The 24,586-nt window shown below is 44.5% G+C and carries 24 protein-coding genes; 6 read left to right on the top strand and 18 right to left on the bottom strand.

Annotated elements, in window-relative coordinates; genetic code table 11:
- Positions 1-174: 174 nt before the first annotated feature.
- Positions 175-3,399, top strand: a complete 3,225-nt coding sequence (locus X939_RS22960) for a polysaccharide lyase family 8 super-sandwich domain-containing protein (RefSeq protein ID WP_025762883.1) — start codon at positions 175-177, stop codon at positions 3,397-3,399.
- A gap of 84 nt (positions 3,400-3,483) precedes the next feature.
- Here the strand turns inward: X939_RS22960 and X939_RS0108740 are convergent, their stop codons facing one another.
- Together X939_RS0108740 and accD are read right to left on the bottom strand one after the other, a co-directional pair.
- Positions 3,484-4,461: a radical SAM protein gene (locus X939_RS0108740; protein WP_025762882.1), complete on the bottom strand. Its 978-nt coding sequence runs from the start codon at positions 4,459-4,461 to the stop codon at positions 3,484-3,486.
- Between the two features lies 1 nt (position 4,462).
- Positions 4,463-5,305: an acetyl-CoA carboxylase, carboxyltransferase subunit beta gene (gene accD / locus X939_RS0108735; protein ID WP_025762881.1), complete on the bottom strand. Its 843-nt coding sequence runs from the start codon at positions 5,303-5,305 to the stop codon at positions 4,463-4,465.
- 249 nt (positions 5,306-5,554) lie between these two features.
- Here accD and X939_RS0108730 point away from each other — a divergent pair, with 249 nt between their 5' ends.
- Positions 5,555-6,097: an NADPH-dependent FMN reductase gene (locus tag X939_RS0108730; RefSeq protein WP_084299369.1), complete on the top strand. Its 543-nt coding sequence runs from the start codon at positions 5,555-5,557 to the stop codon at positions 6,095-6,097.
- Positions 6,098-6,123: 26 nt separating this feature from the next.
- Here X939_RS0108730 and ftsZ read toward each other — a convergent pair whose 3' ends face one another.
- From ftsZ to rplM, 16 genes are all read right to left on the bottom strand, one after another.
- Positions 6,124-7,539 (bottom strand): cell division protein FtsZ, encoded by a 1,416-nt coding sequence (ftsZ, locus tag X939_RS0108725; protein ID WP_052353429.1) that lies wholly within the window; start codon positions 7,537-7,539, stop codon positions 6,124-6,126.
- A 37-nt stretch (positions 7,540-7,576) separates the two neighbouring features.
- On the bottom strand, positions 7,577-8,941 hold the full coding sequence (gene ftsA, locus X939_RS0108720; RefSeq protein WP_025762878.1) for a cell division protein FtsA: 1,365 nt from the start codon (positions 8,939-8,941) through the stop codon (positions 7,577-7,579).
- Between the two features lie 17 nt (positions 8,942-8,958).
- Complete coding sequence (locus tag X939_RS0108715) at positions 8,959-9,729, bottom strand: cell division protein FtsQ/DivIB (protein ID WP_025762877.1); 771 nt, start codon at positions 9,727-9,729, stop codon at positions 8,959-8,961.
- Positions 9,730-9,758: 29 nt separating this feature from the next.
- On the bottom strand, positions 9,759-11,147 hold the full coding sequence (gene murC, locus X939_RS0108710; RefSeq protein WP_044198845.1) for a UDP-N-acetylmuramate--L-alanine ligase: 1,389 nt from the start codon (positions 11,145-11,147) through the stop codon (positions 9,759-9,761).
- Between the two features lie 27 nt (positions 11,148-11,174).
- Positions 11,175-12,269: an undecaprenyldiphospho-muramoylpentapeptide beta-N-acetylglucosaminyltransferase gene (gene murG, locus X939_RS0108705; RefSeq protein WP_025762875.1), complete on the bottom strand. Its 1,095-nt coding sequence runs from the start codon at positions 12,267-12,269 to the stop codon at positions 11,175-11,177.
- A gap of 11 nt (positions 12,270-12,280) precedes the next feature.
- The gene (locus X939_RS0108700; RefSeq protein ID WP_044199036.1) at positions 12,281-13,435 is read right to left on the bottom strand and encodes an FtsW/RodA/SpoVE family cell cycle protein; all 1,155 of its coding nucleotides are present in this window, start codon (positions 13,433-13,435) and stop codon (positions 12,281-12,283) included.
- A 26-nt stretch (positions 13,436-13,461) separates the two neighbouring features.
- On the bottom strand, positions 13,462-14,823 hold the full coding sequence (gene murD / locus X939_RS0108695; RefSeq protein ID WP_025762873.1) for a UDP-N-acetylmuramoyl-L-alanine--D-glutamate ligase: 1,362 nt from the start codon (positions 14,821-14,823) through the stop codon (positions 13,462-13,464).
- 144 nt (positions 14,824-14,967) lie between these two features.
- Positions 14,968-15,294, bottom strand: a complete 327-nt coding sequence (gene mscL / locus X939_RS0108690) for a large-conductance mechanosensitive channel protein MscL (RefSeq protein ID WP_025762872.1) — start codon at positions 15,292-15,294, stop codon at positions 14,968-14,970.
- A gap of 27 nt (positions 15,295-15,321) precedes the next feature.
- Entirely contained in the window at positions 15,322-16,266 is a 945-nt protein-coding gene (locus X939_RS0108685) for a DUF3078 domain-containing protein (protein ID WP_025762871.1), read from the bottom strand.
- A gap of 24 nt (positions 16,267-16,290) precedes the next feature.
- Positions 16,291-17,121: a mechanosensitive ion channel family protein gene (locus X939_RS0108680; protein WP_025762870.1), complete on the bottom strand. Its 831-nt coding sequence runs from the start codon at positions 17,119-17,121 to the stop codon at positions 16,291-16,293.
- 77 nt (positions 17,122-17,198) lie between these two features.
- Complete coding sequence (locus X939_RS0108675) at positions 17,199-17,408, bottom strand: hypothetical protein (protein WP_025762869.1); 210 nt, start codon at positions 17,406-17,408, stop codon at positions 17,199-17,201.
- Between the two features lie 11 nt (positions 17,409-17,419).
- A complete protein-coding gene (locus tag X939_RS0108670) occupies positions 17,420-18,049 on the bottom strand; it encodes an RNA polymerase sigma factor (RefSeq protein WP_044198841.1) in 630 nt (209 codons plus the stop codon).
- Between the two features lie 138 nt (positions 18,050-18,187).
- Positions 18,188-19,024, bottom strand: a complete 837-nt coding sequence (gene tsf, locus X939_RS0108665) for a translation elongation factor Ts (RefSeq protein ID WP_025762867.1) — start codon at positions 19,022-19,024, stop codon at positions 18,188-18,190.
- A gap of 188 nt (positions 19,025-19,212) precedes the next feature.
- Positions 19,213-20,025 (bottom strand): 30S ribosomal protein S2, encoded by an 813-nt coding sequence (gene rpsB, locus X939_RS0108660; protein WP_025762866.1) that lies wholly within the window; start codon positions 20,023-20,025, stop codon positions 19,213-19,215.
- Between the two features lie 143 nt (positions 20,026-20,168).
- The gene (gene rpsI, locus X939_RS0108655) at positions 20,169-20,555 is read right to left on the bottom strand and encodes a 30S ribosomal protein S9 (protein ID WP_025762865.1); all 387 of its coding nucleotides are present in this window, start codon (positions 20,553-20,555) and stop codon (positions 20,169-20,171) included.
- Positions 20,556-20,558: 3 nt separating this feature from the next.
- A complete protein-coding gene (gene rplM, locus X939_RS0108650) occupies positions 20,559-21,002 on the bottom strand; it encodes a 50S ribosomal protein L13 (RefSeq protein ID WP_025762864.1) in 444 nt (147 codons plus the stop codon).
- 248 nt (positions 21,003-21,250) lie between these two features.
- Between rplM and X939_RS0108640 the strand changes: the two genes are divergently transcribed.
- From X939_RS0108640 to X939_RS0108625, 4 genes are all read left to right on the top strand, one after another.
- Positions 21,251-21,961, top strand: a complete 711-nt coding sequence (locus tag X939_RS0108640; protein WP_131694724.1) for a 3-keto-disaccharide hydrolase — start codon at positions 21,251-21,253, stop codon at positions 21,959-21,961.
- A 54-nt stretch (positions 21,962-22,015) separates the two neighbouring features.
- Positions 22,016-22,822, top strand: a complete 807-nt coding sequence (locus X939_RS0108635; RefSeq protein WP_025762862.1) for a Rossmann-like and DUF2520 domain-containing protein — start codon at positions 22,016-22,018, stop codon at positions 22,820-22,822.
- Positions 22,823-22,886: 64 nt separating this feature from the next.
- Positions 22,887-23,408 (top strand): KdsC family phosphatase, encoded by a 522-nt coding sequence (locus X939_RS0108630; protein WP_025762861.1) that lies wholly within the window; start codon positions 22,887-22,889, stop codon positions 23,406-23,408.
- 52 nt (positions 23,409-23,460) lie between these two features.
- A complete protein-coding gene (locus X939_RS0108625) occupies positions 23,461-24,585 on the top strand; it encodes an acyltransferase family protein (protein WP_025762860.1) in 1,125 nt (374 codons plus the stop codon).
- Position 24,586 lies beyond the last annotated feature (1 nt).

The raw sequence follows: 24,586 nt of genomic DNA, 5'->3' as shown, positions 1-24,586 counted from the left end.
TAAATTCCATATTATACACCGTAAAGTCATATTCCACTATGATAACCCGTAAAAGCTACATAACCTTAGCTTCCAATTCGCCAGCCAGAAGAAAAATTCTGTCGCCTCCTTGAGGCACATCCCTTAGACTGGCCTCAGTAAACAAAACCTATCCCTAACCTAACCATTCTGCTTATGAAGTCGACCCTACAGTTACTACACCTCCTTTTAGCAATATTTGCGTGCTCGATCACAAGCCGAGCGCAACCCGCAGACGACCTGGAAGTGATTATGGACCGCATCTTTACACGCTATCAAACCAGCGCCTCTATAAGCAGCATAGATGCCGCTGTAACGAGTCACCTCAACGCCATGCAATCTGACGGGTCCTGGTCCGACATCGACTATCAGGATCACGCTCAGTCTAATTGGCAGCCCGTACGGCATACCGGACGGATGGCCGAAATTGCCAGAGCCTATGCCCATCCTGGAAGCATACATTATGGAGATTCAACTGCGCTCGCGAGTTTGAACCTGGCCATAGGCCACTGGCTGGGAATAAGTCCTGAACCATCGAGCACGAACTGGTTTTTTGTTACCATAAGCGTGCCTAAGGACATTGGAAATTTGTTAATTAGTCTTCGAAAGTCGCCCGGATCTATTTCTTCAACCTTAGAAAATCAGCTATTGGCATGGATGACAAAAGGAGTCCCGATCACAGCCTCACCCAGTAAGGATGGCTCTAACCTGACTGATGTAGCACAACATTACATTATGCGCGCCTGCCTTACCAATGATGGAGGACTCCTCAGCCAGGCCATTACTGCCACCTCTAACTCCATAGCTATTACTACAGGAGAAGGAATCCAGATGGACTATTCCTACCAGGCACATGGTGCCCAGCTATATGTCTACGGATACGGGCGGGAATATGTATCGGGGATTTGTAATATTGCCCCGCAAGTCACGGGAACAGCCTATGCCATTCCGGCGGAAAAACTGGCCATATTCTCAGGTTTCGTACGCAATTCATTTATCAAGGCTTCCCGTGGCTCATATACCGACTTTAATGTCTATAACAGAGGCATCAGCAGGCCGAATAATGGCAAAGCTGATTTCGTACTAATTGAAAAACTGAAGGAGTTTGACCTGCCAGAATATAATCAGGAATACGAAAATGCCATAAATAGAATGAAAGGTATCTGGGCACCTTCTGAACAAGTAGCACCTGAGAACCGACATTATTGGCGATCGGACTATACCGTACATCACCGCCCTGCTTATATGTTTGGTCTGCGGGGAAGTTCCACCCGGACAGTTAAAGCTGAAAACGGGAACGGAGAGAATCTCAAGGGCTATTACCTTACTGAAGGCGCCACCTATATTGCCGTGAATGGGAATGAATATTATAATATCTATCCTGTATGGGACTGGAACAAAATACCGGGCACGACCGTCCCGGCAATTACCACCTTTCCCCTACGTCCGGCATGGGGGAATTCGTCGGGCACCAGCAGCTTCGTAGGCGGAGTCTCCGACGGCCTATATGGCTTGAGTACCTTTGCCATGAACGAATACAATACCCAGGCCAAAAAAGCATGGTTTTTCTTTGACGAAGAAATCGTATGCCTGGGAGCGGGCATTACCTCTACTGCCTCCCAGACCATTAACAGCACGCTCAATCAATCCCTTTTGGATGGTTCCGTGCATATTAAAACCTCTGCGGGGGAGCAAACACTTCCCATGGGAACCTACTCATCCCCCAATGACATCCAATGGGTGCTTCACGATAGCGTTGGTTATTTCTTTCCAAACGGAGGAAAAGTCAAATTGAGCAGTCAGATACAGTCGGGAAGCCAAGCGGAAATTAATTCCATCTATTCTAACACGCCCATCAGCAAAGATGTTTTCAAGTTGTGGATCGACCACGGGGTAACTCCCGTTGATAGCAACTATGCCTATATCATAGCCCCTGGCAAGACCAGCACAGTGGCGATGAACAGCTACGCTATGTCAAATATTAAGATCCTTTCTAACACGAAGACCATTCAGGCCGTCAAGAATCTTGTATCAAATATGATGCAGATAGTGTTTTATGAGCCAGGAACCTATGCTAGTCCTGAACTAACCCTAACCGTAAATCGCCCTATTACACTTCTGGTTAAGGATCTGGATCAGCCCGAACTAACCCTATTTGCCGCGGACCCAACCCAGACACTTCCCGATGTTCATATCGGAGTTCAGGCGCCTCAAATTGTGGGTATGCGCCAACTTGAACTTACCCTCCCAGATGGGCAAATGGCGGGGAGCAGCATTTCTGGAGTTATTAACAGCAGTAGCCCCCTCTACACTGCTCCGCCCCTACCTCCTATTCAAGATAGCTTCCCGGCCATAGCCGATGGCTTCGTCAGAAACGGAACATATGCCGACACCAACTATGGCACAGCCAACACCCTCACCGTCAAGAATGATGGAGTGGGTTACTCCAGAGAAAGCTACTTTATGTTTGCACCCAAAAATATAAGTACCCCAATCACAAAGGCCACGTTACGACTTTACAGAACCTATGGTAACTTAGACGCTCATACGACCAATCTGGTAGTACATCAGACCTCGACAAGCACCTGGACAGAGACGGGCCTCACTTGGAATAATAAACCCTCAATCGGCACGCAGCTGGCAACACAACCCGGCCAGTCTTCTTCGGGCATAATGGAATGGGATGTTACAGACGTTATTCAAAATTTACCTGCCGGAGAACCATTTTCCGTACGGCTGTCATCAACCTCTTTAGGAGGCAAGACAGATATGCAATTCTCCTCAAAAGAGGCTGGTGTAGCCGAGAACCGCCCCTTACTGATCATTGAGTCTTCCCCAAGCTTACCGGTTAATTATCGCTTCGTACGTGGCCACCGCCAAGAGGATGGATCAGTTCATCTCGATTGGGAAACGAGTGAAGAGCAAAACCATGCTGGCTTTGTAGTGGAGCGCAGCCTAGACGCCCAGCAGTTTGAAGCCGTAGCAACTCTGGAAATGTCCCCTTCCCAAATCTATCGTTTCGTGGATATGGAGTATGCAAAACAAGAGTCCGGAACTCTTTATTACCGTTTAAAACAGCTCGACCTGGACGGAAGCGTTACCTTCTCCCGCATTATTGCGGTTGAGGCTCAGGACCTAGGGGCAAAATTAAGGATGGGACCTAACCCTACACACGGGCGGGTGGAGATACAATTCCCAGGTCTACCCGAGAAAGGCAGTTTCCTACGTATTTTTAGCTTAGATGGGAAAGAAATTGGGATTCAGTCGATCCTGGAGAGCAGGCATGTGATTGACCTTAAAGCGCAGCCACCTGGAATCTATTTAGTAAATATATATTCTACACAAGGCCTTACGAAGGTGCTTCGTATTATGCGACATTAAGTATTAAATCTCATTGGCTACTTCTATGGCGCTTTTATGTACAAATAATGTAAGGGCCCGGAAGTAGCCAATACAACCCGCGTTTTATGGACTAAGAAGTCGTTTCCAGGTTCCTTTCAAACGGCTATATTTTAGCGTGCTGGGCAGGGCTTTCCACCAATATCGGTTCATCTCTACGGCAAAAGAGGGTTGCATATAGCAATTAATGGCACAGCCTTCACAAGCAGGTAGGCGCCCTTCGAGGGCCACCAGTTTCTGTACCTCTTCCGAGTTATATAAAGCAAAGAGGTTATTTTGAATTTCAAAATCTTTTAACCCCAGGTGATAGCAGGGCAATATTAATTTATTCTCGGGAGAAATTACTAATGTCGTACTAGCAGCCTTACACACCGGGTCGGCCATCTTATTACCTCCATCAAGGCGCAGCTGTATAAAGGCCTCATTTAGGTATACATTCTTTTGCTTTCCCCACCAGCTCAGTTCCTTTAAGGCTTCCGGAGTTAGGCTATCACCAACCCCATTATACTCAAATACAGGATTCAGTATAAGAACTAAATCATTTGGAATACAAATTTCTTCGTACAGTTGTCTTATCTGACCAATATTGGATTCAAAGACCGTAAAAATTATATCGGGACGTTCGCCCAGACCCCGCGCAATGTCAATGGATTCCATCACCTTGTCAAAGCATTTGACTTTACGAGAAGCATCATGCTCCTCCCGAACTGGCGAATCCAATGAAAAATGTAGCATATCGACCAGCCCCTTAAGCCTTTCGGCATACTTGGGGTAAAGCAGGCCATTGGAAGTGACAGTCGTGATCATTCCATGGGACTTGGCCTCTCTCAAGAGGACATCCAGCTGCCGATGCAGGAGGGGTTCTCCACCGGTAAAATCAATCACCTTGACACCCAGACGCTTAAGGTCCTTTAAGTTTTCTCTGAAATTTTCCAGGGTAATATAAGGTGATGGTTTTTCCCATATATCACAGAAACCACAAGCCGCATTACAGCGATAAGTTACGTAATAATTGCATAGTACAGGATGGGATACCAGTCTCATATCAACGAAGCATAGTCAACAGGCTCGAAAGTTTATCTTTCAAATCTTTCCGATCGACGATAAAGTCCAGGAATCCATGTTCAAGAACAAATTCCGCGCTTTGAAAATCCTTTGGAAGATCCTTGCCAATAGTCTCACGAATAACCCGGGGACCTGCAAATCCGATTAGGGCACCTGGCTCGGAAATATTAAAATCTCCTAGCATGGCATATGAGGCGGTGACACCTCCTGTAGTAGGATCGGTCAGTAAAGATACATAAGGAATTTTGGCCTCTAATAACTGCGCCAATCGTGCCGACGTTTTGGCCATTTGCATAAGCGAGAAGCCGGCTTCCATCATCCTGGCGCCGCCAGATTTGGAAATCATAAGAAAAGGAGTCTTATGCTGAAGGGAGTAGCTAATGGCTCGGGCAATTTTCTCTCCTACTACCGACCCCATGGAGCCGCCAATAAAATTAAAATCCATAGCCGCTATCACCAGTGGACTTCCGTTCATTTTACCATGGCCGGTCCTAACAGCGTCGCGAAGGCCCGTTTTAGACATGGTAGCTTTTACCCGGTCGGGATAGGCTTTGGTATCGACAAACTTCAAAGGGTCGCCAGAGGTGAGTTCCACATCCAGCTCTACAAACTCGTTATCGTCAAACAATAGTTCGAAGTAGGCCTCTGAGCCAATTTTTTCATGGTAATTACAATGAATACAAGTATAGGCATTGAGCTTATGCTCTCTGGTTGCCGATATTTTCTTACAATTAGAACATTGGTACCATAATCCATCTGGCGCTTCGCGCTTCATTTCAGTGGGAGTGATAATACCTTTTTCTTTACGAATAAACCAAGACATGTTGATAGTTGGGTTGTGACCTTTAACAAAAGCCTGTGCAGCAATTAATTAAGCAATATACTTACTACAGTTAGGGGTCAAAGATAATAATAAATCTTCGGTATCCTGAAACAGCAACTTGGGAATGACCATTTATCCCCCCCAGAAAGCCAAGTTTTACGTATCAATAAGAACAAAAAGGAATAAATTTTGTTAGACTACTGAACCATGCTTTGATGCGCCAGACCATTATAGAATTGCTTTTAAGAAATGACAAATACATCTTTACCTATTGTACTTATTGTAGGCACCAACCGCCCCAGCTCTATGTCAGCAAAGATAGCTGGGTACTATCAAAAGGTGCTGACCAGTTTGGGACAGCCTAGTATCATCCTAGATCTCATTAATCTTCCCCACGACTTTACCGTATCCGCTCTTTATGAAAATACAGGAAAGAACGAAACATTTAATGGTTTGAGGTCTCTTTTGGAGGAGACAAATAGATTTGTCTTTATCGTTCCGGAATATAACGGATCGTATCCGGGCGTGCTTAAGGCCTTTATAGATGGTCTGCCCTATCCTAATAGTTTTAATAACAAGAAGGCCGCACTGGTAGGATTATCGAGCAATGCACAAGGAGCTACGATTGCCCTTAGCCACCTGAACGACGTATTTAGCTATTTGGGGATGAATACACTGGCATTGAGAGTAAAGTTAGCGCAGATCCGTATGCACTTCGACGGAGCCGACATTACCAATCCACTATACAAAGAACTTATAGCTCTTCAAGCGCAACAGTTACTTTCGTTTTAAAACAAAAAGAGGGCTTTCGCCCTCTCTTATTTTAACCAATGCTGTTCCATTTCGCTGGCTGGTATTATGGGTCTTCTCCATAGCTCCAGCCTGCTTCTTTTATATGCCGCACCTTCCAAATCCTGGTATTTCACCACTCCTTCTCTAAAGGACATTACCATGGCAGTAAGTCTTTCCATTTCTTCCTGATCCCAGGGTCCATCATTCTCGGGCTCTGCATAGGAAATATTCATATCTGCCGAAGGCATCGTGATACTGGTGGCGTCCAAATCCAAATCGATTGAAGAGGTAGGCGTCGCCTCTAATTCAGCCGTACTGTAACTGGCTTCTTCTTCAGCATGCCCATAGGCGTCTCCTACTGGTAGTTCCGGAGTACGCCCTTCTGTCCTTATTTCCATCCCGGGAATAGGTGATTCCACACTGTCAAATCCAGCAGCCACAATTGTCACACGAAGACGCTCATCAAGAGAATCGTCGGTAATGGTTCCCAACTTAAACATTCTTGCTTCACCACCTACCTGAGAAAGCACGTAGCGCCATATTTCGCGCTGCTCTTTCATAGTGGCCTCATTTTTCTTACTGGTAGCCAAAGTCACCAAAATCCTTTTGGCGCCTTTAATATCCCGGTCATTTAACAGCGGGGAGTCGAGCGCTTCCTGAATGGCTATGCGCGCTCTTTCACTACCTTTCGCTTCCGCAGTACCCATTACCGATTGACCGGCTCTTTTGAGCACTTTCTCAACATCTTTAAAGTCCGTATTGATATTTCCGCTAGTGGTAATAATCTCGGAAATACTTTTTACAGCATTTAATAATATCCCGTCCGCTTCGGCAAATGCCTGGGTGAGGGTCATGTCTTCGTACAGCTCTTCCAGCTTATCGTTCAATACCACCAGTACGGTATCGCTATATTCCTTTAACTGCTCTATACCCTCCAGAGCCTGTTCTTTTTTGTCCAAGCCCTCCCAGGTGTAAGGAGCCGTAACTACTGCTACGGTGAGCTTACCCATTTCTTTGGCCAGCTGGGCGATCACCGGAGCGGCACCGGTACCGGTACCACCGCCCATACCAGCGGTAATAAATACCATCTGGGTAGATCCGCCCAATAATGCTTTAATTTCTTCAATAGTCTCCAATGCCGCCTCTTTCCCTTTCGTAGCATCGGTTCCTGCTCCCAGTCCTTGTGTAAGGGTAGCTCCTAACTGAATTTTTACCGGAACGGGGCTATTGGCTAATGCTTGGCGATCGGTATTGCATACTGCAAATTCTACATCTTTGATTTTTTTCTCAAACATGTAGTTTACAGCATTACTACCTCCACCTCCAACACCTATGACTTTGATAATGGCAGGTTCCAACTGGGAATTACCATTGGGTTGTTCTCTGACGATCTCATTCACGATATAATCTTGGTCTAATGCGTGTAATAAACTGCTGTTCATATGCTCCCTAAGTTAACGTTTCTCCCTTTCCTTTTTGCTAATACTCGTCTGCCTGCTGGTCTTTCTTTCCCAGCAAACTTTCCCAAAAATTCAAACCCGGTTTTTTGGGTTCTGGCTTTGGCTTTTGTTCTTGCCTGGCAGCTGCGGGCGCCGGTTGCCCGGTTGGCTGCCTCATCTTATCTTCATGAGAGGGTTTACAGACGGATTTCACTCGAGGGTCTATCGACTTCACGCCGGCCCAGGCTAAGCCTATGGCAGTCGTATAAGTAGAGTTACTTACGGCGTCAGCCTTGGAAGTATGCGCCAGATTTTCTGGGAAGCCTACCCGCACCGACATATTCGTAACTTTTTCGAACAACAATTCGATATCCGGAATATTGGCAGTACCACCTGTTAGGACAATACCACCGATTAACTTTTCTTCATAACCTGAATTCAAAATTTCGGCATAGATCATGGCCGCTATCTCCTTCAGGCGTTCTTCAATGATGAGCGCAACATTCTTTTTTAATACCTGTTTCGGGGGTCTCCCTGCCAAGAAGTTCACTAAAATCTCAATGTTCAAGGGGATATCTTCGGACAGGGCCGATCCATAGACCTTCTTAAGCTGCTCGGCATTGTCGGGTTGAATGCCACAGCCTATCGATAGGTCTCCGGTAATATGTCTTCCACCAATGGGGAAAGAGATAATATGTCTTACAATTTTGTCTTGATAGATAATCAGATCAGTAGTATGGTCGCCTATGTCTACCAGGGCGATTCCGGCCTTCATTTCATTCTCTGCCAAAACGGCTAATCCGGTCGCCAAAGGGGCAAAAATCATCTTATCATATCCCAGATGGGGGTCGGCATCTAACAGGCTTTTTCGCGTACGCTGAATAGACTGATTATTGCCAGAGACTATCAAAAAGTTAGCTCCCAGTTTGATACCCGTACGCCCCACCGGTTCTTTAACACCTGCGGAGTTGTCCACAACAAAATCCATGGGAAGCACATGAAGCACCTCATAATTAGGTTCGGTTTTGGCTCGGTACATATCTTCCACGAGCTGGTCTACATCCTTTTGGGTTACCTCCTCGCCCGTAGAGGCTGAGGGCCTGAGAACGCCGTCCGCTTGTTCGGTAACCTTCACGTGACTCCCGCTGAAACTAACATTGACGACTCCAATCTCCAGATCAGACAAGATAGCTGTTTCGGCCAGGGCCGTCCGTATAGCCTTACCTACTTGTTTTATATTTTCTACGGAACCGTTCACTACAGCTCCCGCTGGCATTAGCACCTCACTAAACCCTAATATCTCCATCGTATTCTGATAGCCATGATCGGCCTGCATCTGAGCAGCAACCACGGCTATTTTCGTACTTCCAATATCAACTCCAACTACAATATTTTCCTGTGCCATGCTATACCAGTGAATCTCTATTCACAAACTATTTGATCCTGAAATTTTACTACAATTTTGGAATATCTACCCCAATCCTGGCTGAGTACGTGTTCGTAAAACAGCCTTACTTTTTCCAATTTCTTTCGATAATCCTCCGCCGATCCAAAAACGACACGCTGATCGCCCAGTAAAGTTAATAAACTTATTTCTCCCTGCCCATCTATATTCATTTCGGTGACCTGTGCTTTCCAAAAAGGGTCCTGATCCAGAAACCGTATCATTTCCATCAAAGGACTTTCCGGATCCAGGCGCTCAATCTTAGAAAGATAAGAGCCTGAAAGCAACAAGGTCCGTGCAGAATAACTGTCGGACAACGGGAAAACCTGGCCCTCCTCATTTAGGTAATGGCCTTCGGCACTATGCCATTCGCCCACCGGAGCACTATTAATCCAGCGAGCTAATGGACGCTCCTGATCTACATTTACTACTATATTACCTTTAAGGTCACGAAAAACCTGACATTTTTTTATCAGTTTATTTCTAGATATCCTTTGTTCTACATCGGCCAGGTTAATTTCTTTTAATCTAGCTCCTGTTAATGGTGCCCCTCCGTTCTCGGTAGCCAGCAATAAAATAGCCCTTTGATCCAGAAAATTGGTGCCAGGGTCTCCTGCGATATTAATGACCAAATTCGCACAGCGCTGATGGTCAATTCGATGCTCGGCCATTCCTATACCCAGACAAGGTATAACAATCCAAAGGCTTTTTTTCAAAAAGTGCCAAGAATAATCAAATTTACGTAACATCTCAGTAATATTAAAAGGGTCCCGGCCAATTAATTAGTTAAAGGTCTATCAAATAAATTTTGGATTCCTTTGACCAAGGTATCGATATCTCCCGCTCCAATCGTTAGAAGGACTTCCACATCATCTGCTTTAAAGATATTTAAAACTTCCGACTTCGTCACTATCTGTTTATGTTCTATGTTCACCTTTTCCATCAACTGCTCTGAACTCACGCCCGGTATGGGCTGCTCCCTTGCCGGATAGATGTCCAATAGTAGCAGGCGATCGACTGCGGAAAGGCTTTCTGCAAAATCTTCCATAAAGTCCCGGGTCCGGGAGAATAAATGCGGCTGAAAAATGGCCGTAATTTTTTTCCCTGGATAAAGAGCCCTTACCGAAGAGATCAAGGCATTGATTTCGGTTGGGTGGTGCGCATAATCATCAATATATATCAAATCTTCCCGATCAATGTGATATTCAAATCGACGTTTCACACCTTTATAACTCTCTAATGCATTTTTTATTTCGTCGGGTGCTATGCCAAGATACAATCCTACACAGGCTGCCGCTATGGCATTTTCAATATTATGATAGCCAGGCACCCTCATTCGTATTTCTTTGATCTCCACATCAGGGTGAATGATATCGAAAACAAAACGTGCATTCTCGATACGTATATTTTCCGTCCTGGCGTCCCCATTTTCTAGAGAATAGGTGAGCACTGGCGCTTTCGACGCGCTGGCTAGCTCCAGGCTATCATGCATCACCAAAAGTCCTGTAGGTTCGGTTTGCCCAACAAAATCTCTGAACGAATCTAGTAGCTCCTCATGTCTGCCGTAGATATCCAGGTGATCGGCATCCGTTGAAGTTACAATGGACACTTCAGGAAACAGGGTTAAAAAAGACCGGTCGAACTCATCGGCTTCCACCACACAGACCACCTCGCTAAGTCGATCAGCGGGTTCATTCATCAGCATATTCGTTCCGTAATTTTGGGTGATACCACCTAAAAATGCCGCACTGTTGACCCCGCTAGCGCGAAGAATATGCGCCAACATCGACGAGGTTGTAGTCTTTCCATGCGTACCCGCTACCCCTATCGTCCGCATAACTCCTGCCATTTTACCCAGCACCTGCGAACGCTTTAATATCATAAAATTATGGTCTCTTAAATAGTTCAGTTGAACATGTTTAATAGGTATGGCCGGTGTATACACGACCAATGTAGCATCTACATCCTTACGAAACCGCTCAGGAATGGTATCTACCTCATCCATTAACGTAACTTCAACCCCTTCCTTTTGTAGTGTTTCTATCAGCGGAGTAGCCGTCTTATCATAGCCTGCCACATCATAACCGTTAGCCTTAAACCATCGTGCCAATGCGCTCATGCCTATACCACCTATCCCTACAAAATATACTTGCTTATACGTTTCCATAGATTTTTAATCGCTACCGTCCTATTATTATTTATCAACCAATCCTATAATTTCCTTCGCAATGTGCATAGCGGCATCAGGCTGTGCTAGGGTGCGGATATTCTTTGCCAGAATTTCTTGTTGCCCGACATCCGACAATAGTGCTAAGGTTTTGGTAATCAGCTCCGATGAAGCTAAGTCGTCCTTAACCATCCATGCTGCATTGATATTCACCAGACTCAATGCATTCTGCGTTTGATGATCCTCGGAGGCATATGGATAGGGGACCAGTATGCAAGGCTTGGCTACCAAACACAGCTCCGAAACGGATAGGGCTCCAGCTCTTGACACCACAACATCGGCAAGAGCATAGGCCAAATCCATATCATAAATAAAAGTCAAAGAACGCACTGGCCGACCCTTCATTTTGAGGATAAGTTCTTCTGCCTGACGAGCATAGCCCTTCCCTGTTTGCCAAAGGATCTGATATCCCTGATCCAGCAGACGCACTAGGCCTGCAGCAATACTCTCGTTGATAGAACGGGCACCCAGGCTACCTCCAATAATTAGCAAAGTTTTTTTAGAAGCATCCAGTTGAAAAAGCTTCGCGGCCTGATCGCGTTTACTAGAAATGTCTAGGATATCGCTCCGTACAGGATTTCCATAAAACAAAATTTTCTCATTAGGGAAAAACTTCTCCATATTGGGGTAAGCCACAAATATCTTTTTGGCCCATTTTGACAACACTTTGTTGGTTATTCCCGCATAAGAATTTTGCTCCTGAATCACGGTGGGCAGGCCCAGCATAGAAGCAACCAATAGCAAAGGTCCACTGGCATAGCCACCTACCCCCACCGCTATATCAGGTTTAAAATTCTTGATTATTCCCCTGGCCATCGCTAAGCTCTTTATTAATTTGAATGGGAAGGCCAGATTAGATAGACTCATACTTCTTTGGATTCCGGTAATGGGTAGCCCAATAATCAGATAACCTGCTTTTGGAACCTTTTCCATCTCCATTTTACCCTCCGCTCCCACAAATAATATTTCGATTGTAGGATCCAAAGACTTTAAGGCATTGGCTATGGCCACTGCCGGATAGATATGCCCTCCAGTTCCTCCTCCGCTAATTATCACCTTCATACTCAAAAATATTAAATTCGTTGTTCTTCTGCATTCTCTCCCCTGCTGACACTGAGGATCATTCCCATAGCAATGCCCGTAAACAATAAGGAGGTTCCTCCCTGGCTAAAGAATGGGAGGGTCTGACCTGTGACGGGCACCAATCCAACGGTTACAGCCATGGCCGATAATGCCTGTGAAACTACTGTGAAGGTAAGACCTGCCGAAAGTAACCCTCCAAAGGGTCTCTTGGTGAGTTCTATGGCTTTCAGTCCCCTGAAAAGGATAATCAGGTAAAAACAGATGAGAACTAATCCGCCAATGGTCCCATATTCCTCGACAGTCACGGCAAAAATAAAGTCCTTCTGAGGTTCGGGAAGGAAGCGTCTTTGCCGGCTTTTGGCTACCCCTTCACCATACAATCCCCCCCGGGCCATAGCCATATAGGATTGCTGTGATTGATATACCACAACATCTTTGTCCAGAAATGACGCAATACGATTCTGAGCCGTACCCGAGCGCTGGGTTGAATTGAGCAGGATTGCCACAGTAGCAAAGAACAAGACCCCCACTGCTGTCAGGGCCAGGTAATGAAGCGGGACCTTACCCACAAACATCAGCAGAAAGCAAATGCCGGCCAGCATTAGGGCGGTAGAAACATTGCTGGTGAAAATAAGGCCACATACCACGCCAACCAGGGCCAAAGGCTCCATAAATAATTCCCGTGTATTCCAGCCCCCCTTGATATGGCGAGCCAATATCAGAGATAAATGCGCAATCAGGGCGACTTTGGCCCATTCTGATGGTTGAAAGCGTTGGCCTATAATGGGTATTTCAATCCATCGGGAAGCCTCATTGACAGAGGTCCCAAAAAACATTGTAAAAATAAGCAGACAGATAGAACTCCAAACTGCCAAACGTGTCACATAGACAAATCGGATATATGGGATTTTATGAACAACATACATGATTACTAAAGAAAGCAAACATAAAAAAGAGTGCTTCAGAAGGTAATATTCTGTATCTCCCTGTTTGTGACTATAGGCATCTTTTACACTGGCACTGTATACTACAACAATACTCCATAAAAGCATGATGATACAGATAAACCAAATCCATCGATCCCCCTTCAGGTTACGTGCAAACCAGTTTTGTGTATAATCCTTTATTCTTAACAAAGCCTCCATGGCAACCATCGATTCTAGTATATGTATTATAAGCTAACGCCCATTTCATGGGCATATTCCTTTACTGCTTGTTTAAACTTTTCGCCCCGGTCCTGATAATTTTTAAATAAGTCGAAGCTGGCACAAGCTGGAGACAGTAGTACCACATCTCCAGACTCTGCCCATTTCGCTGCCGTTTGCACGGCCTCCTCCACTTTTTGAGTAACGAATATCTGGGGTACGATTCCCTCAAAATAGGTCTCTAGTTTTTGCGAATCAGGGGTAAGAATTATCAAACCCTTTACCTTTTGTCTTACCAAGTCTTCGATCTGGCTATAGTCGTTGCCTTTGTCTACTCCCCCTGCAATGAGTATGATGGGCTGCGTATAACTTCCTAAAGCATAGTAAACGGAGTCTACATTCGTGGCTTTGGAATCATTGACGAATGAAACACCTTGAATATTACCAACGGGCTCCAGCCGGTGAGGCGCATTCACAAATGTGGCCAGACTACTGCGTATCCTTTGAGATTCGACTCCTAAAAGTTGTGCTATGGTAATAGCTATCAGAGCATTCACTGCATTATGTGGCCCTTGGATCGGTAAGTTGGGAAAAGGTTCTATAAATTCTCCCTCCGGTAGCTGACTCACCAATATATCATCAGCCAGATACCCTCCTATGGGAGGCTGAGAAGCCAAGGAAACTGGAATAGCTCGGACAGGTAGCTTTCGCTTGGCGAACTCCGTGAGGAGCACCATACTATCAGCAAAATAGATGAAGGCGTCTTCCTCAGTCTGGTTTTTCGTAATGAGGAATTTGGAATTCACATATTTCTGGAAATCGTAGTCGTATCGATCTAAATGATCCGGCGTAATGTTCAGTATTACTGAAATATTAGGTTTAAATCGGTCAATATCGTCCAGCTGAAAACTACTAATTTCTAACACGTAATAATCGAAGGATTTTTCAGCTACCTGCCAGGCAAAGCTGTCGCCGACATTTCCTGCTAATCCAACCGACAACCCTGACTCCTTCAGCAGATGATAGGTAAGCATGGAAGTAGTCGTTTTGCCGTTGCTGCCAGTAATGGCAATAATTTTTGCGGAAGTGTACCAGCTGGCAAATTCAATTTCGGAAACTACAGGGATCGCTCGCTCCCGGATACGTTGGATTAGTGACGATTTCTCAGGTATGCCCGGACTCTTGATAATGAGCTCGGCTGTTAGTATCTTCTCCTCGGTATGACCCTTTTCTTCATAAACTATTTGGTAGTCCTTCAGTACCTGCTGATAATGCATCAAGATGGACTGACTATCGGACAAGAAGACCTGATAACCTTGCTTTCTGGCTAGAATTGCGGCTCCTACGCCACTCTCACCTCCTCCTAATATCACTACTTTTCTGGTCACTTTTTGCTATTGATGGTTGTTATGGGTCGTGAAAGACACGAAGGTAGAATTTTTTAAGGGAAGTTGTAGAAGGAGGCTTTAAAAATAAAGCAACACAAAAAAGGGACATGATATCACGTCCCTTTTTTGCTGTGTTAAGGCTTATTATTCCTTCTTTTCTTCGGTAAGTCGCATTCTGTTGGCTCCTTTCACAATCAGGAAAATAACCCATGCAATGAGCAAGAACTGGATAACGGATTGAATAAAATTACCATACATTATGGCCACTTCAGGTGTTTCTCCCACTGCCTCTTTCAAAACATATTTCAGCTGAGATAGGTCCGTGCCTCCGATCACAAGGCCAATTATTGGGTTAAGAATATCTTCTACCAGAGAGGTTGTTATTTTGCCGAAAGCTGCTCCGATGATGACACCTACGGCCAGATCTAATACATTTCCCTTGGCTATAAAGGTTTTAAACTCTTGTAACATGATTGTGTGCTGTTTAAATGAACTATATTATTTAATTTGATAAAGGAAACCAACCCCTAAACCCTGAGCGAACTGAACATTAGCATGCTGATCCTTATCGTAAACCAGGATAGCACTGAGATTCACATTAAAATATTTGGCGATCTTGGCATTTATGGAGGCATCGAAGCGGTGATCCCCGTTAAACTCCTTCTTATCCGTCAATATGTTTTTATTATAGGAGGTATAAACGAGGTATCTAAATTTCAGGTTGACATCCTTAGCTATATCCTTGTCAAAATTGGCCACCAGCTGAATGATACCTACCTCATTCCTGATTTTCTTATTGAAAGGAACCCCGTAATTGGTAGGTACCGACTCCTGAATATTCTTGTCTATCACAATGGTCTGACGGAGAGCCGCCGGAGCGAAATCTACAAAAAAGTAAGGGACAGGCTTATATTCTATACCAATAGCCTCAGTAAGATAAGCTGGCGAAAAAAGCCCGGAAACATGTTTGCGATATTCGGGTGCTCCATCTTCTGATACGTATTCAAAACCTTTGCCGAACTGGGATAGAAAGTTAAAATTACCAAACAAGCTCCAATGCTCAGATAACTCCCGATTGTATTTGCTGTCAAAATAGATTTTGTCAATATTCTTTCGGCTTTCCTGCCCCTTATTCTTTACGATACCGTACTGAGACTGGAAGTCGTTACGCCAGGAATGTACACCTTTTTTGTTTAGACTAAGTGCATTGAAAAACAAGCCCAAAGCTACAGAATTTACACCACCACCAGTCCAATTGGTACTAAAGGAGCCTTGATTGAGGTTAGCCCCAAATTCAATTTTTCTTGCGGTAGTGTCATTTGTAACGCTAAGCTTGGACTTACTTAGCTCGTTGTCGAGCTCTACCTTTTGTGCTTGAACCTGTATGGCCAAGCCCATACCGCATAGACTTAGCAGGCAGATTTTTTTTAAAGAAATGTGCATAAGTGAGAAAAAAAATAAAATAAACTATGAATTAAAGACTTCCACCTGGTGTGACTGGAACATTTGCAGGGGAACGATCGTGGTGGCGTGTTCACTGACGACTGTAACGGAAGTTGAATCAATCTTAGAGATTACACCTTTTACGTCGCCTATTTTAATTACCTGACCAATATGGTGATTTTTACGGCTGTAGAAAGAAGAAATGATATTGGCCAGCACATCGCGGGAAGCGATTCCATAGCCCAAGCCAAATGCTGCAATAGCCCCACCGAAGATGATGGTGAAACTAGACTCGAGCAGTGCAGTTTCAATGCCTACCTGCCCCAATGCCGTGATAAACGTAATGATTAAGAAAAATACAAAGACGATATTACCAATTAGCTTGGCTGCGGAGATGTTGAATGATTTACAGATAGAGATAACTCCCGTTTTCAACGCATCGGATAGCATGATTCCAACTTGAAGCATAATAGCTCCGGCTATTAGTTTGGGGATAAAACTTACCAACGAAAGTACCATATTGGTAATAGTATCCACCCCGAGGGTATCTGCCGCAAAGGTCAGAAAAATCAGTAATATGTAATAGTAGAATATGGTCGCTACGACATCACTTAACTTGATCTCTGTTTTAAGTTTCTTGATGATGTCAATTTCATTGAGCCTGTCTCCGATTCGATCGAGCCCTACTCTGCTCAGCACCTGGGAAATTAGGATCCGAACTCCTCGGGCCACTAGATAACCGACCACCAATATTACCAGACAGCCAATCACCCGAGGGACAAACTCTACAAATTGATTGATCAGGGTGTGAAAAGTGTTGAGTAAGATCTCAGTAATGTTCGGAAAATTATTCATAATCTAATAAGCGTTATAGTGCAATTATTGTTTCTATGGGTAAGATAAGTATAGTGTTATGGTCCTGGCTTTGCAACTCATGGGTTCTCCTGACGGCTTTCCGAATCATCTGTATCATCGGGAGAAAGCACAGCCACAAAGGTATTAAGGTAGTTTTCAGTAAAATGATTGAGAATTTGCATAGCATCTCGGATCGCATTGACCTCACTCACCAGTGCATTTTTAAGGTATTCCGGAACCTTAGCATCGGGAGCAATCTCTTTAAAAATATCATTACCATTTGGCATAACGATTCGGGTTAAACGATGACACGGATAATTTCAATTAGCTTTAAAGCAAGAATGCCCAGGAAAACAATGGTCTCCAGGTATTTCTTTCGTAACTTCTCTCTAGACCGTAAGAGCCTCATTTTAACCGCACTTTCGGTAATATCGAAAACCGTAGCAATGTCTTTGATGCTCATATCGTCCATGTATTTCATAAACAATATACCCTTTTCGTCGACGGTAAGATGGCTCATGGCCAATTTTAAATTTTTTACCTGAACGTCCTCCCCGTCAAAAATCGTGTCCAAATCTACATCGTCGGGCACCTCAATGGGGTCATCGCTGGTTACCTCGCCCCTTTTCTTATAGGTACGAAGCTGATCCATACACTGGTTATAGGTGATACTATACAGCCAAGTGGAGAACTTGGCATCTTGCTTGAAAGTCCCCAGCTTAAAAATAAGCTTTAAAAAAATATCATGTGTTAAATCTTCTGCTTTGGCAGGATCTTTAACAAAGGAAAGACATTTTTGATAAACCTTATCGGAATAGCGTTCATAGAGCACCTCAAAGTACTTATTCTGTTGAGAATCTACAAACATACTAACCAATTCCTCGTCAGAATGATTATTCAGGGCGTTGGACTTTGAAGCTTTAATCATAAGTGTGCGGTATTCAAGCTACGTAAAAGTATCAAATTTTTCACAAACTGATAAATATCATGTAAATATTAAAAAACAACGCCCAGTATACAAGACTATACCAGGCGTTGTTTCGAAATATTACGATAAAATACCTACTTAGGCACCTATCGCTACCCGCTTAAAGGATTTTACAGTAAGGCCTTTGGCCGTTTTTTCCAATAACTGGCGGATAGTCAAGGAAGAATCTTTTACAAACTCCTGATTCAACAAAGTATTGTCCTTGTAGAATTTCTGCAGCTTACCTTGGGCGATGCGCTCAAGCATGGCTTCAGGCTTACCTTCAGCTCTTGCCTGGTCCTTACCCACTTCTATTTCACGCTCAACAGTAGCTGAATCGACTTCGTCCTTATCCAAGGCGATAGGCTTCATGGCTGCAATTTGCATGGCCACATCTTTTCCTAATTCTGCAACGTCAACACCGTTTACGCCATCGAACGCTACCAATACACCCAATTTTCCATTTGAGTGGATATAAGGAACTACTTTATCAGCCTGAACAGATTCGAAAGAAATAATCTCTAGCTTCTCACCTAACTTACCAGTAAGGTCGATAATATGTTCAGAAACAGGACGACCATCTGCCAAAGGAGTTGCCATTAACGCCTCTTTGCTATCTGCACCAGAGGAAACGGCGACATCCAAAATGCTTTGTGCAAGATTTTTGAAGTCTTCCACATTAGAAACTGGTTCTGTTTCGCAGGCCAATGCCATCAATTTACCAGTAGATCCATCTTCACTGATGTTAACCAAAACGGTTCCTTCAGAAACGGCGTTGTCCGCACGCTTGGCAGCCACTTTCTGGCCTTGCTTACGTAGAATATCCACCGCTTTATCGAAGTCACCTTCAGCTTCTTGAAGAGCCTTCTTACAATCCATCATACCAGCACCGGTCATCTGGCGCAGCTTGTTTACATCTTGTGCAGTAATTGCCATGGTCTTATTTATGTTTATTCTTTGTAATAACGAACTGTAACAACCCCTAGCTTCAAAAGGGTGTTACGGGAATATCAATTTTATCAAAAAATTATATTCTAAAAATAATAGCCCATAGCATTGAGGCTATGGGCTACATGATCTATATTCAGACAGAAAGGATTATAAGCCTCTCCTTATCGCCCTGATTATTCTGCGTCGCCTTCGGCAACCTTAGCGGCTGCTGCTGGAGCTGCTGCTTCGGCTTGTGCCTTGTCGGCTTGTCTTTTAGCCTCTTCTTCTTCGGCTAGGCGCTGATCGTCCTTATCTTGCTTGCGCTCCATAAGTCCTTCTTCGATAGCCTTACCAACTGCCAGAGTAATTAACGATATTGCTTTGTAAGCATCATCGTTACTCGGGATGGGGAAGTCTACCAATTCAGGGTTAGAGTTGGTATCGCAGATAGCAAAAATGGGGATGTTCAACCGCTTGGCCTCTGAAACGGCAATGTGCTCGCGTTTTACATCAACGATGAAAAGAGCAGCTGGAAGGCGTGTTAGGTCCGCTACACCACCTAGAACTCGCTCCAATTTGTCCTTTTCACGTGTAAGCATCAGGCGTTCTCTCTTCGCAATATTGCTAACCGTGGTATCGTCTTTTAGCATCTTCTCAAGTGTCTGCATTTTCTTCAAAGACTTGCGAATCGTACCAAAGTTTGTAAGCATCCCACCCAACCAACGATCGGTAACATAAGGCATTTTCAACCTTTTTGCTTCTTCCGAAACGATTTCTTGAGCCTGTTTTTTGGTAGCTACAAACATGATCTTACGTCCTGAACGAACAATCTGCTTGATGGCTGCTTCCACTTCTGAAAGGCAGCTCAAGGTTTTGTTCAGGTCAATGATGTGGATCCCGTTCTTCTCCATAAAAATGTACGGAGCCATACGTGGATCCCACTTGCGGGTAAGGTGTCCAAAATGCACACCTGCATCCAATAAATCCTTATATTCTAACTGTGCCATTGCCTAGTTTGATTTAAAATATTAATAATTTGAATACGCAGCACAGCACATCGGGCACGATAAGTACTGTCTGGACTATTCAGCATGCGTTTCGTATCAGCTGACCAAAGGGCGCCAAAGCCCGAAACCCATGTACCGAAATATTAACGTTTCGAGAACTGGAATCTACGACGTGCTTTCCGACGACCGTATTTCTTACGCTCAACCATACGTGGGTCACGAGTAAGGAATCCTTCTTTCTTCAACGCTGGACGGAATTCTCCATTATACTCTACCAAAGCACGAGATACGGCCATACGGATAGCCTCAGCTTGTCCTGTAACACCACCACCTCTTACGTTAACTTTGACATCGTAACCATTGCCTTCTTCCAAAGTAACGAATGGCTGCTGAAGCACAATTTGGTGTACTTCAAATGGAAAATACTCCTTGAAATCACGGCCGTTCACCTTGATCTCTCCTTTGCCTGGCGTTAGGTAAATACGCGCTACGGCAGTTTTTCTTCTACCTATTGTGTTGATAACTTCCATGAATTACAACTGGATTTCTTTGGGCTGCTGAGCACTATGTGGGTGCTCACCGGCAGCATAAACAAACAGATTGGTGAACAAACGGCGACCTAAACGATTCTTAGGTAGCATGCCTTTTACGGCTTTCTCGATCACACGCTCTGGGTGTTTTTCGAGTAACTCGCGAGGAGTCTGAAAACGTTGACCTCCTGGGTAACCAGTGTGACGAACATAAACTTTGTCCGACATCTTCTTACCTGTCAACTTTACTTTATCGGCGTTGATAACGATCACGTTATCACCACAATCAACATGAGGAGTATAATTGGTCTTGTGCTTGCCTCTGATCATCTTTGCAATTTCACTGGCCAAACGACCTAAAACTGCATCCTTGGCATCGACAACGATCCACTCCTTGTTTACTGTGTTTTTGTTCGCCGAGATGGTTTTGTAGCTTAACGTATCCACGATTAACAAAAAATTTAATTGATTTTCAATAATTTACACCCCAGCAAGAACAGCTCACTGGAAAATGGAGTGCAAATATAGCGTTTAACATTTTGATTTACAAATATGTTTCGAAATGTCAAAAACAATCCTACGCTTCCTTGGGATGCCCAAATTATCATTATCCCATTTAATACAAGGTTTAGTCAGTATGAGCGCCTGTTTTCCTCCTTCTATTATTTCCAGTTCACCCGAATTATTTAACTTTTATGATTTCTATTCCCCACCTCCGCTTTTCCATGTGCCTGCTGCTTACCCTGCATATTTCTGCCATTTGCTCCGGCCAGGACCTGACTTTTCGACCTCTATTTAATGGAGATAATCTGGACGGTTGGGTGAATGTTAATACCGCAGAGGATACCTGGAAAGTAAAAGATGGCTTGCTTATCTGTTCAGGCTTACCTATCGGAGTCATGCGCACCGCCAGGCAGTACGAAAATTTTATCATGGAGATAGAATGGCGCCATATGGAAGCCGGCGGAAACTCAGGAGTATTCGTCTGGAGCGAAGGCACCCAATTTAAAGACGATCCGCTGACCAAGGCTATAGAAGTCCAAATGTTGGAGCTTCAATATGCCCCCCTTCACCAAGTTACAGACGATTATGTTCATGGCGAGCTTTTTCCGACTATGGGCATGACAGCCATCCCCGACAATCCCAGAGGAATCCGCAGCAAATCTTTGGAAAAAAGGTGTAAAGGTGCAGGCGAATGGAATAAATATGTGGTCGTTTGTGTGGATGGTGTGGTAAAATTATCGGTAAATGGCAAATTTGTTAACGGCCTACGGGAGTCTGAACGAAAGAGAGGCTATATCTGTCTGGAGGCAGAAGGTGCCGAAATCCACTTCCGCAATATACGAATCATGGAGTTACCCGATGGCATTACCTCCGCTCAACAAACCGCCCCACTCGTGGATTGATTTGGGAAAATTAGTTCCACCACTTAACTTGGCCATGATAAAATCACCAGTTTTATGAAAATATCAATTGTTGGCTCAGGCAACGTGGCCTGGCACCTCTCCCAAGCACTTGAAGATGCGGGCCATTGGATTTGTGAAATTTATAGCCGCAATCCGCATCATGCCGCTCTTCTCGCCGCTCAGCTATATGACACGGACGTAGTAGATTCCTTGAATTTTTCTGAAAGTCCTGCAGAGTTGATTCTGCTGGCAATCAGCGATCATGCCCTGGATGAAGTGATGCAGCAGATCGTGCTTCCAGAGAATACCATTCTGGTGAATACCTCGGGCACAACAACCTTGGCCGCTCTCCAAAATCTGGTAGATATATATAGCGACGTCGACGTACAGACTGGTATTTTTTATCCCCTACAAACCTTTACGAAAGGGGTACCTCTCAACTATAATACCATCCCATTCTGCATAGAAAGCCGAGACAAAGAAACCGAAGAAAGGCTCATCTCATTGGCAGAAACAATTAGCGGACAAGTAAAAGTTCTGAATTCCTACGAGCGGCTGGTGTATCATGTTGCTGCAGTGTTTGCCAGTAATTTCACCACGCATCTACTCGCTATTTCTCACCATATCGTGCAAAATGAGGATTTGGACTTCGAACTGCTCAAACCGTTGATCAGCGCCACTATTGAGAAAGCCCTCAGTGCTGAAGATCCGGCAGAAGGCCTAACCGGACCGGCCCTCAGGGGGGATAGTAATACCTTGGATCGACATCTGGAGTATCTCGAAGAAGCCGATCCAAATATTAGCGCAATATATAGCCTGCTCACACATCATATTCAGGAAAGCCAGGGACCTAATTCCTGACATTTTACGCATACCCCAAAAAAGATCGACTATATTTGCAAAAAAAGCCAATACACCCCCAATGATGGATCTTAACATTACCGACCGTTTTAAAAGGATAACCACATTCATTTTCGATATCGATGGCGTCATGACCGATGGCAGTGTAATCGCCCTTGAAAGTGGGGAACAACCTCGGGTCTTCAATGTTCGCGACGGATATGGAATTAACAGAGCCATCAAACTTGGCTACAGGGTAGCCATTATCTCGGCCCAAAATCAAACAGGGGTTCGCAAACGCCTGGAATATTTAGGTGTTTCAGATATTTACATAGGAGCCTCCCCCGACGGCAAACTTCCTATTTATAAAAAATATATGGCGGAACATGGGCTGACAGAGGATGAGGTCGTGTTTATGGGAGATGACCTGCCCGATTATGAGGTGATGCGCACCGGCGTGTTAGCAGCTTGCCCCGCAGACTCCGCTCCGGAAATTCTAGATCTGGCCGATTACATCTCTCCATGCAATGGAGGCCGCGGGGCTGTTCGCGACTTAGTAGAACAGATTTTAAAGGCTCAAAATAAGTGGATGAGCTGGTTTAACTAATCCTCTACTATCCTGAACACACATTATACTGATATCCCATAACTACGATCCCGTGTCGGCTGAGAAAAAACGCTATTTCCCCAATCTCAACGGCGTGCGCTGCATAGCTGCACTCCTGGTGGTATTTCACCATATAGAGCAAGCCAAGCATGCATTAAACATTCCTAACATCTACGACTCGGCTATCATCAAGCATGCCGGCCGACTCGGTGTGGGGCTATTTTTTGTGCTCAGTGGATTCCTGATTACCTACCTATTGCTGGACGAAAAAGCCCGATTTGGGAATATTGACGCCAAGAAATTTTATCTCAGAAGAGTGTTTCGTATTTGGCCCATCTATTTCCTGATGATCTTACTCAGCCTGTTCTGGTTCCCGCATCTTGCCTTGCTGGAATATCCAGGAATAGACAATACTCTTCAGCAATACTATCCTGAACGGCTGGCCTTGCTATTGCTCGTATTACCCAATTATGCTTTCGTATTATACGATCTTCCCTACTGGTGTGCCCAGGCCTGGTCTATCGGGGTGGAAGAACAGTTTTATTACCTATGGCCATGGCTGATTAAATATCCCAAACGAAAAATACTGATTCTTCTCCTCTTTTTGGCTGCAACTGCTTTACTACTTTGGATAGGTATTCACTTTAGAGGCGATATCCCTGTAAGCGAAAAACTACGAATTATCGGCACCTTTGTGGGCCAATTCCGTATCCAAACGATGGCTTTGGGCGGGGGCTGCGCCTGGCTCGTTTTCCATAACAAGGAGAAAATACTCAATATCCTGTTTAGAAAAGACAGCCAACTCCTTGTTTACACCTTGCTGCTGGTACTATTCTTCTCGGGATTACATTTTACGGGTTTCCTGGAAGTTTATGCCTTATTCTTCGGATTCTTCGTCTTAAATGTGTCTTGCAATCCTGACACCATCATCCATCTTGAGAACCCTGTGGTTAAATATATAGGGAAAATTTCCTACGGACTTTACCTCTACCATGTGGCTGTCTTGGTATTGCTGATGAATCTGCTGGAAAGGTATTTCCCAACTTTAGAGGGCTCCTTTTATCACATTATTCTGTACGTATTTACCGTATTGCTATCGGTAGGGGTCTCCGCTTTATCCTTTAACTATTTCGAAAAACCGCTATTAGCATATAAGGACAAGCGATTTGGACGGTAGA

The organism is Dyadobacter tibetensis Y620-1 (assembly GCF_000566685.1).
GTDB classification, from domain to species: domain Bacteria; phylum Bacteroidota; class Bacteroidia; order Cytophagales; family Spirosomataceae; genus Dyadobacter; species Dyadobacter tibetensis.
This window is presented reverse-complemented; position numbering and strand designations above follow the sequence as displayed.

What these genes read in the sequence shown, in the direction of transcription:
- tsf (WP_025762867.1), bottom strand. Translation starts at nt 19,024, where the DNA reads ATGGCAATTACTGCACAAGATGTAAACAAGCTGCGCCAGATGACCGGT.
- ftsZ (WP_052353429.1), bottom strand. Translation starts at nt 7,539, where the DNA reads ATGAACAGCAGTTTATTACACGCATTAGACCAAGATTATATCGTGAAT.
- X939_RS0108685 (WP_025762871.1), bottom strand. Translation starts at nt 16,266, where the DNA reads ATGCACATTTCTTTAAAAAAAATCTGCCTGCTAAGTCTATGCGGTATG.
- murC (WP_044198845.1), bottom strand. Translation starts at nt 11,147, where the DNA reads ATGGAAACGTATAAGCAAGTATATTTTGTAGGGATAGGTGGTATAGGC.
- mscL (WP_025762872.1), bottom strand. Translation starts at nt 15,294, where the DNA reads ATGTTACAAGAGTTTAAAACCTTTATAGCCAAGGGAAATGTATTAGAT.
- rpsI (WP_025762865.1), bottom strand. Translation starts at nt 20,555, where the DNA reads ATGGAAGTTATCAACACAATAGGTAGAAGAAAAACTGCCGTAGCGCGT.
- X939_RS0108730 (WP_084299369.1), top strand. Translation starts at nt 5,555, where the DNA reads ATGACAAATACATCTTTACCTATTGTACTTATTGTAGGCACCAACCGC.
- X939_RS0108680 (WP_025762870.1), bottom strand. Translation starts at nt 17,121, where the DNA reads ATGAATAATTTTCCGAACATTACTGAGATCTTACTCAACACTTTTCAC.
- X939_RS22960 (WP_025762883.1), top strand. Translation starts at nt 175, where the DNA reads ATGAAGTCGACCCTACAGTTACTACACCTCCTTTTAGCAATATTTGCG.
- X939_RS0108640 (WP_131694724.1), top strand. Translation starts at nt 21,251, where the DNA reads ATGATTTCTATTCCCCACCTCCGCTTTTCCATGTGCCTGCTGCTTACC.
- X939_RS0108715 (WP_025762877.1), bottom strand. Translation starts at nt 9,729, where the DNA reads ATGTTACGTAAATTTGATTATTCTTGGCACTTTTTGAAAAAAAGCCTT.
- X939_RS0108670 (WP_044198841.1), bottom strand. Translation starts at nt 18,049, where the DNA reads ATGATTAAAGCTTCAAAGTCCAACGCCCTGAATAATCATTCTGACGAG.
- X939_RS0108700 (WP_044199036.1), bottom strand. Translation starts at nt 13,435, where the DNA reads ATGGAGGCTTTGTTAAGAATAAAGGATTATACACAAAACTGGTTTGCA.
- X939_RS0108740 (WP_025762882.1), bottom strand. Translation starts at nt 4,461, where the DNA reads ATGAGACTGGTATCCCATCCTGTACTATGCAATTATTACGTAACTTAT.
- X939_RS0108630 (WP_025762861.1), top strand. Translation starts at nt 22,887, where the DNA reads ATGGATCTTAACATTACCGACCGTTTTAAAAGGATAACCACATTCATT.
- X939_RS0108635 (WP_025762862.1), top strand. Translation starts at nt 22,016, where the DNA reads ATGAAAATATCAATTGTTGGCTCAGGCAACGTGGCCTGGCACCTCTCC.
- ftsA (WP_025762878.1), bottom strand. Translation starts at nt 8,941, where the DNA reads ATGGCACAGGAAAATATTGTAGTTGGAGTTGATATTGGAAGTACGAAA.
- rpsB (WP_025762866.1), bottom strand. Translation starts at nt 20,025, where the DNA reads ATGGCACAGTTAGAATATAAGGATTTATTGGATGCAGGTGTGCATTTT.
- murG (WP_025762875.1), bottom strand. Translation starts at nt 12,269, where the DNA reads ATGAAGGTGATAATTAGCGGAGGAGGAACTGGAGGGCATATCTATCCG.
- X939_RS0108675 (WP_025762869.1), bottom strand. Translation starts at nt 17,408, where the DNA reads ATGCCAAATGGTAATGATATTTTTAAAGAGATTGCTCCCGATGCTAAG.
- accD (WP_025762881.1), bottom strand. Translation starts at nt 5,305, where the DNA reads ATGTCTTGGTTTATTCGTAAAGAAAAAGGTATTATCACTCCCACTGAA.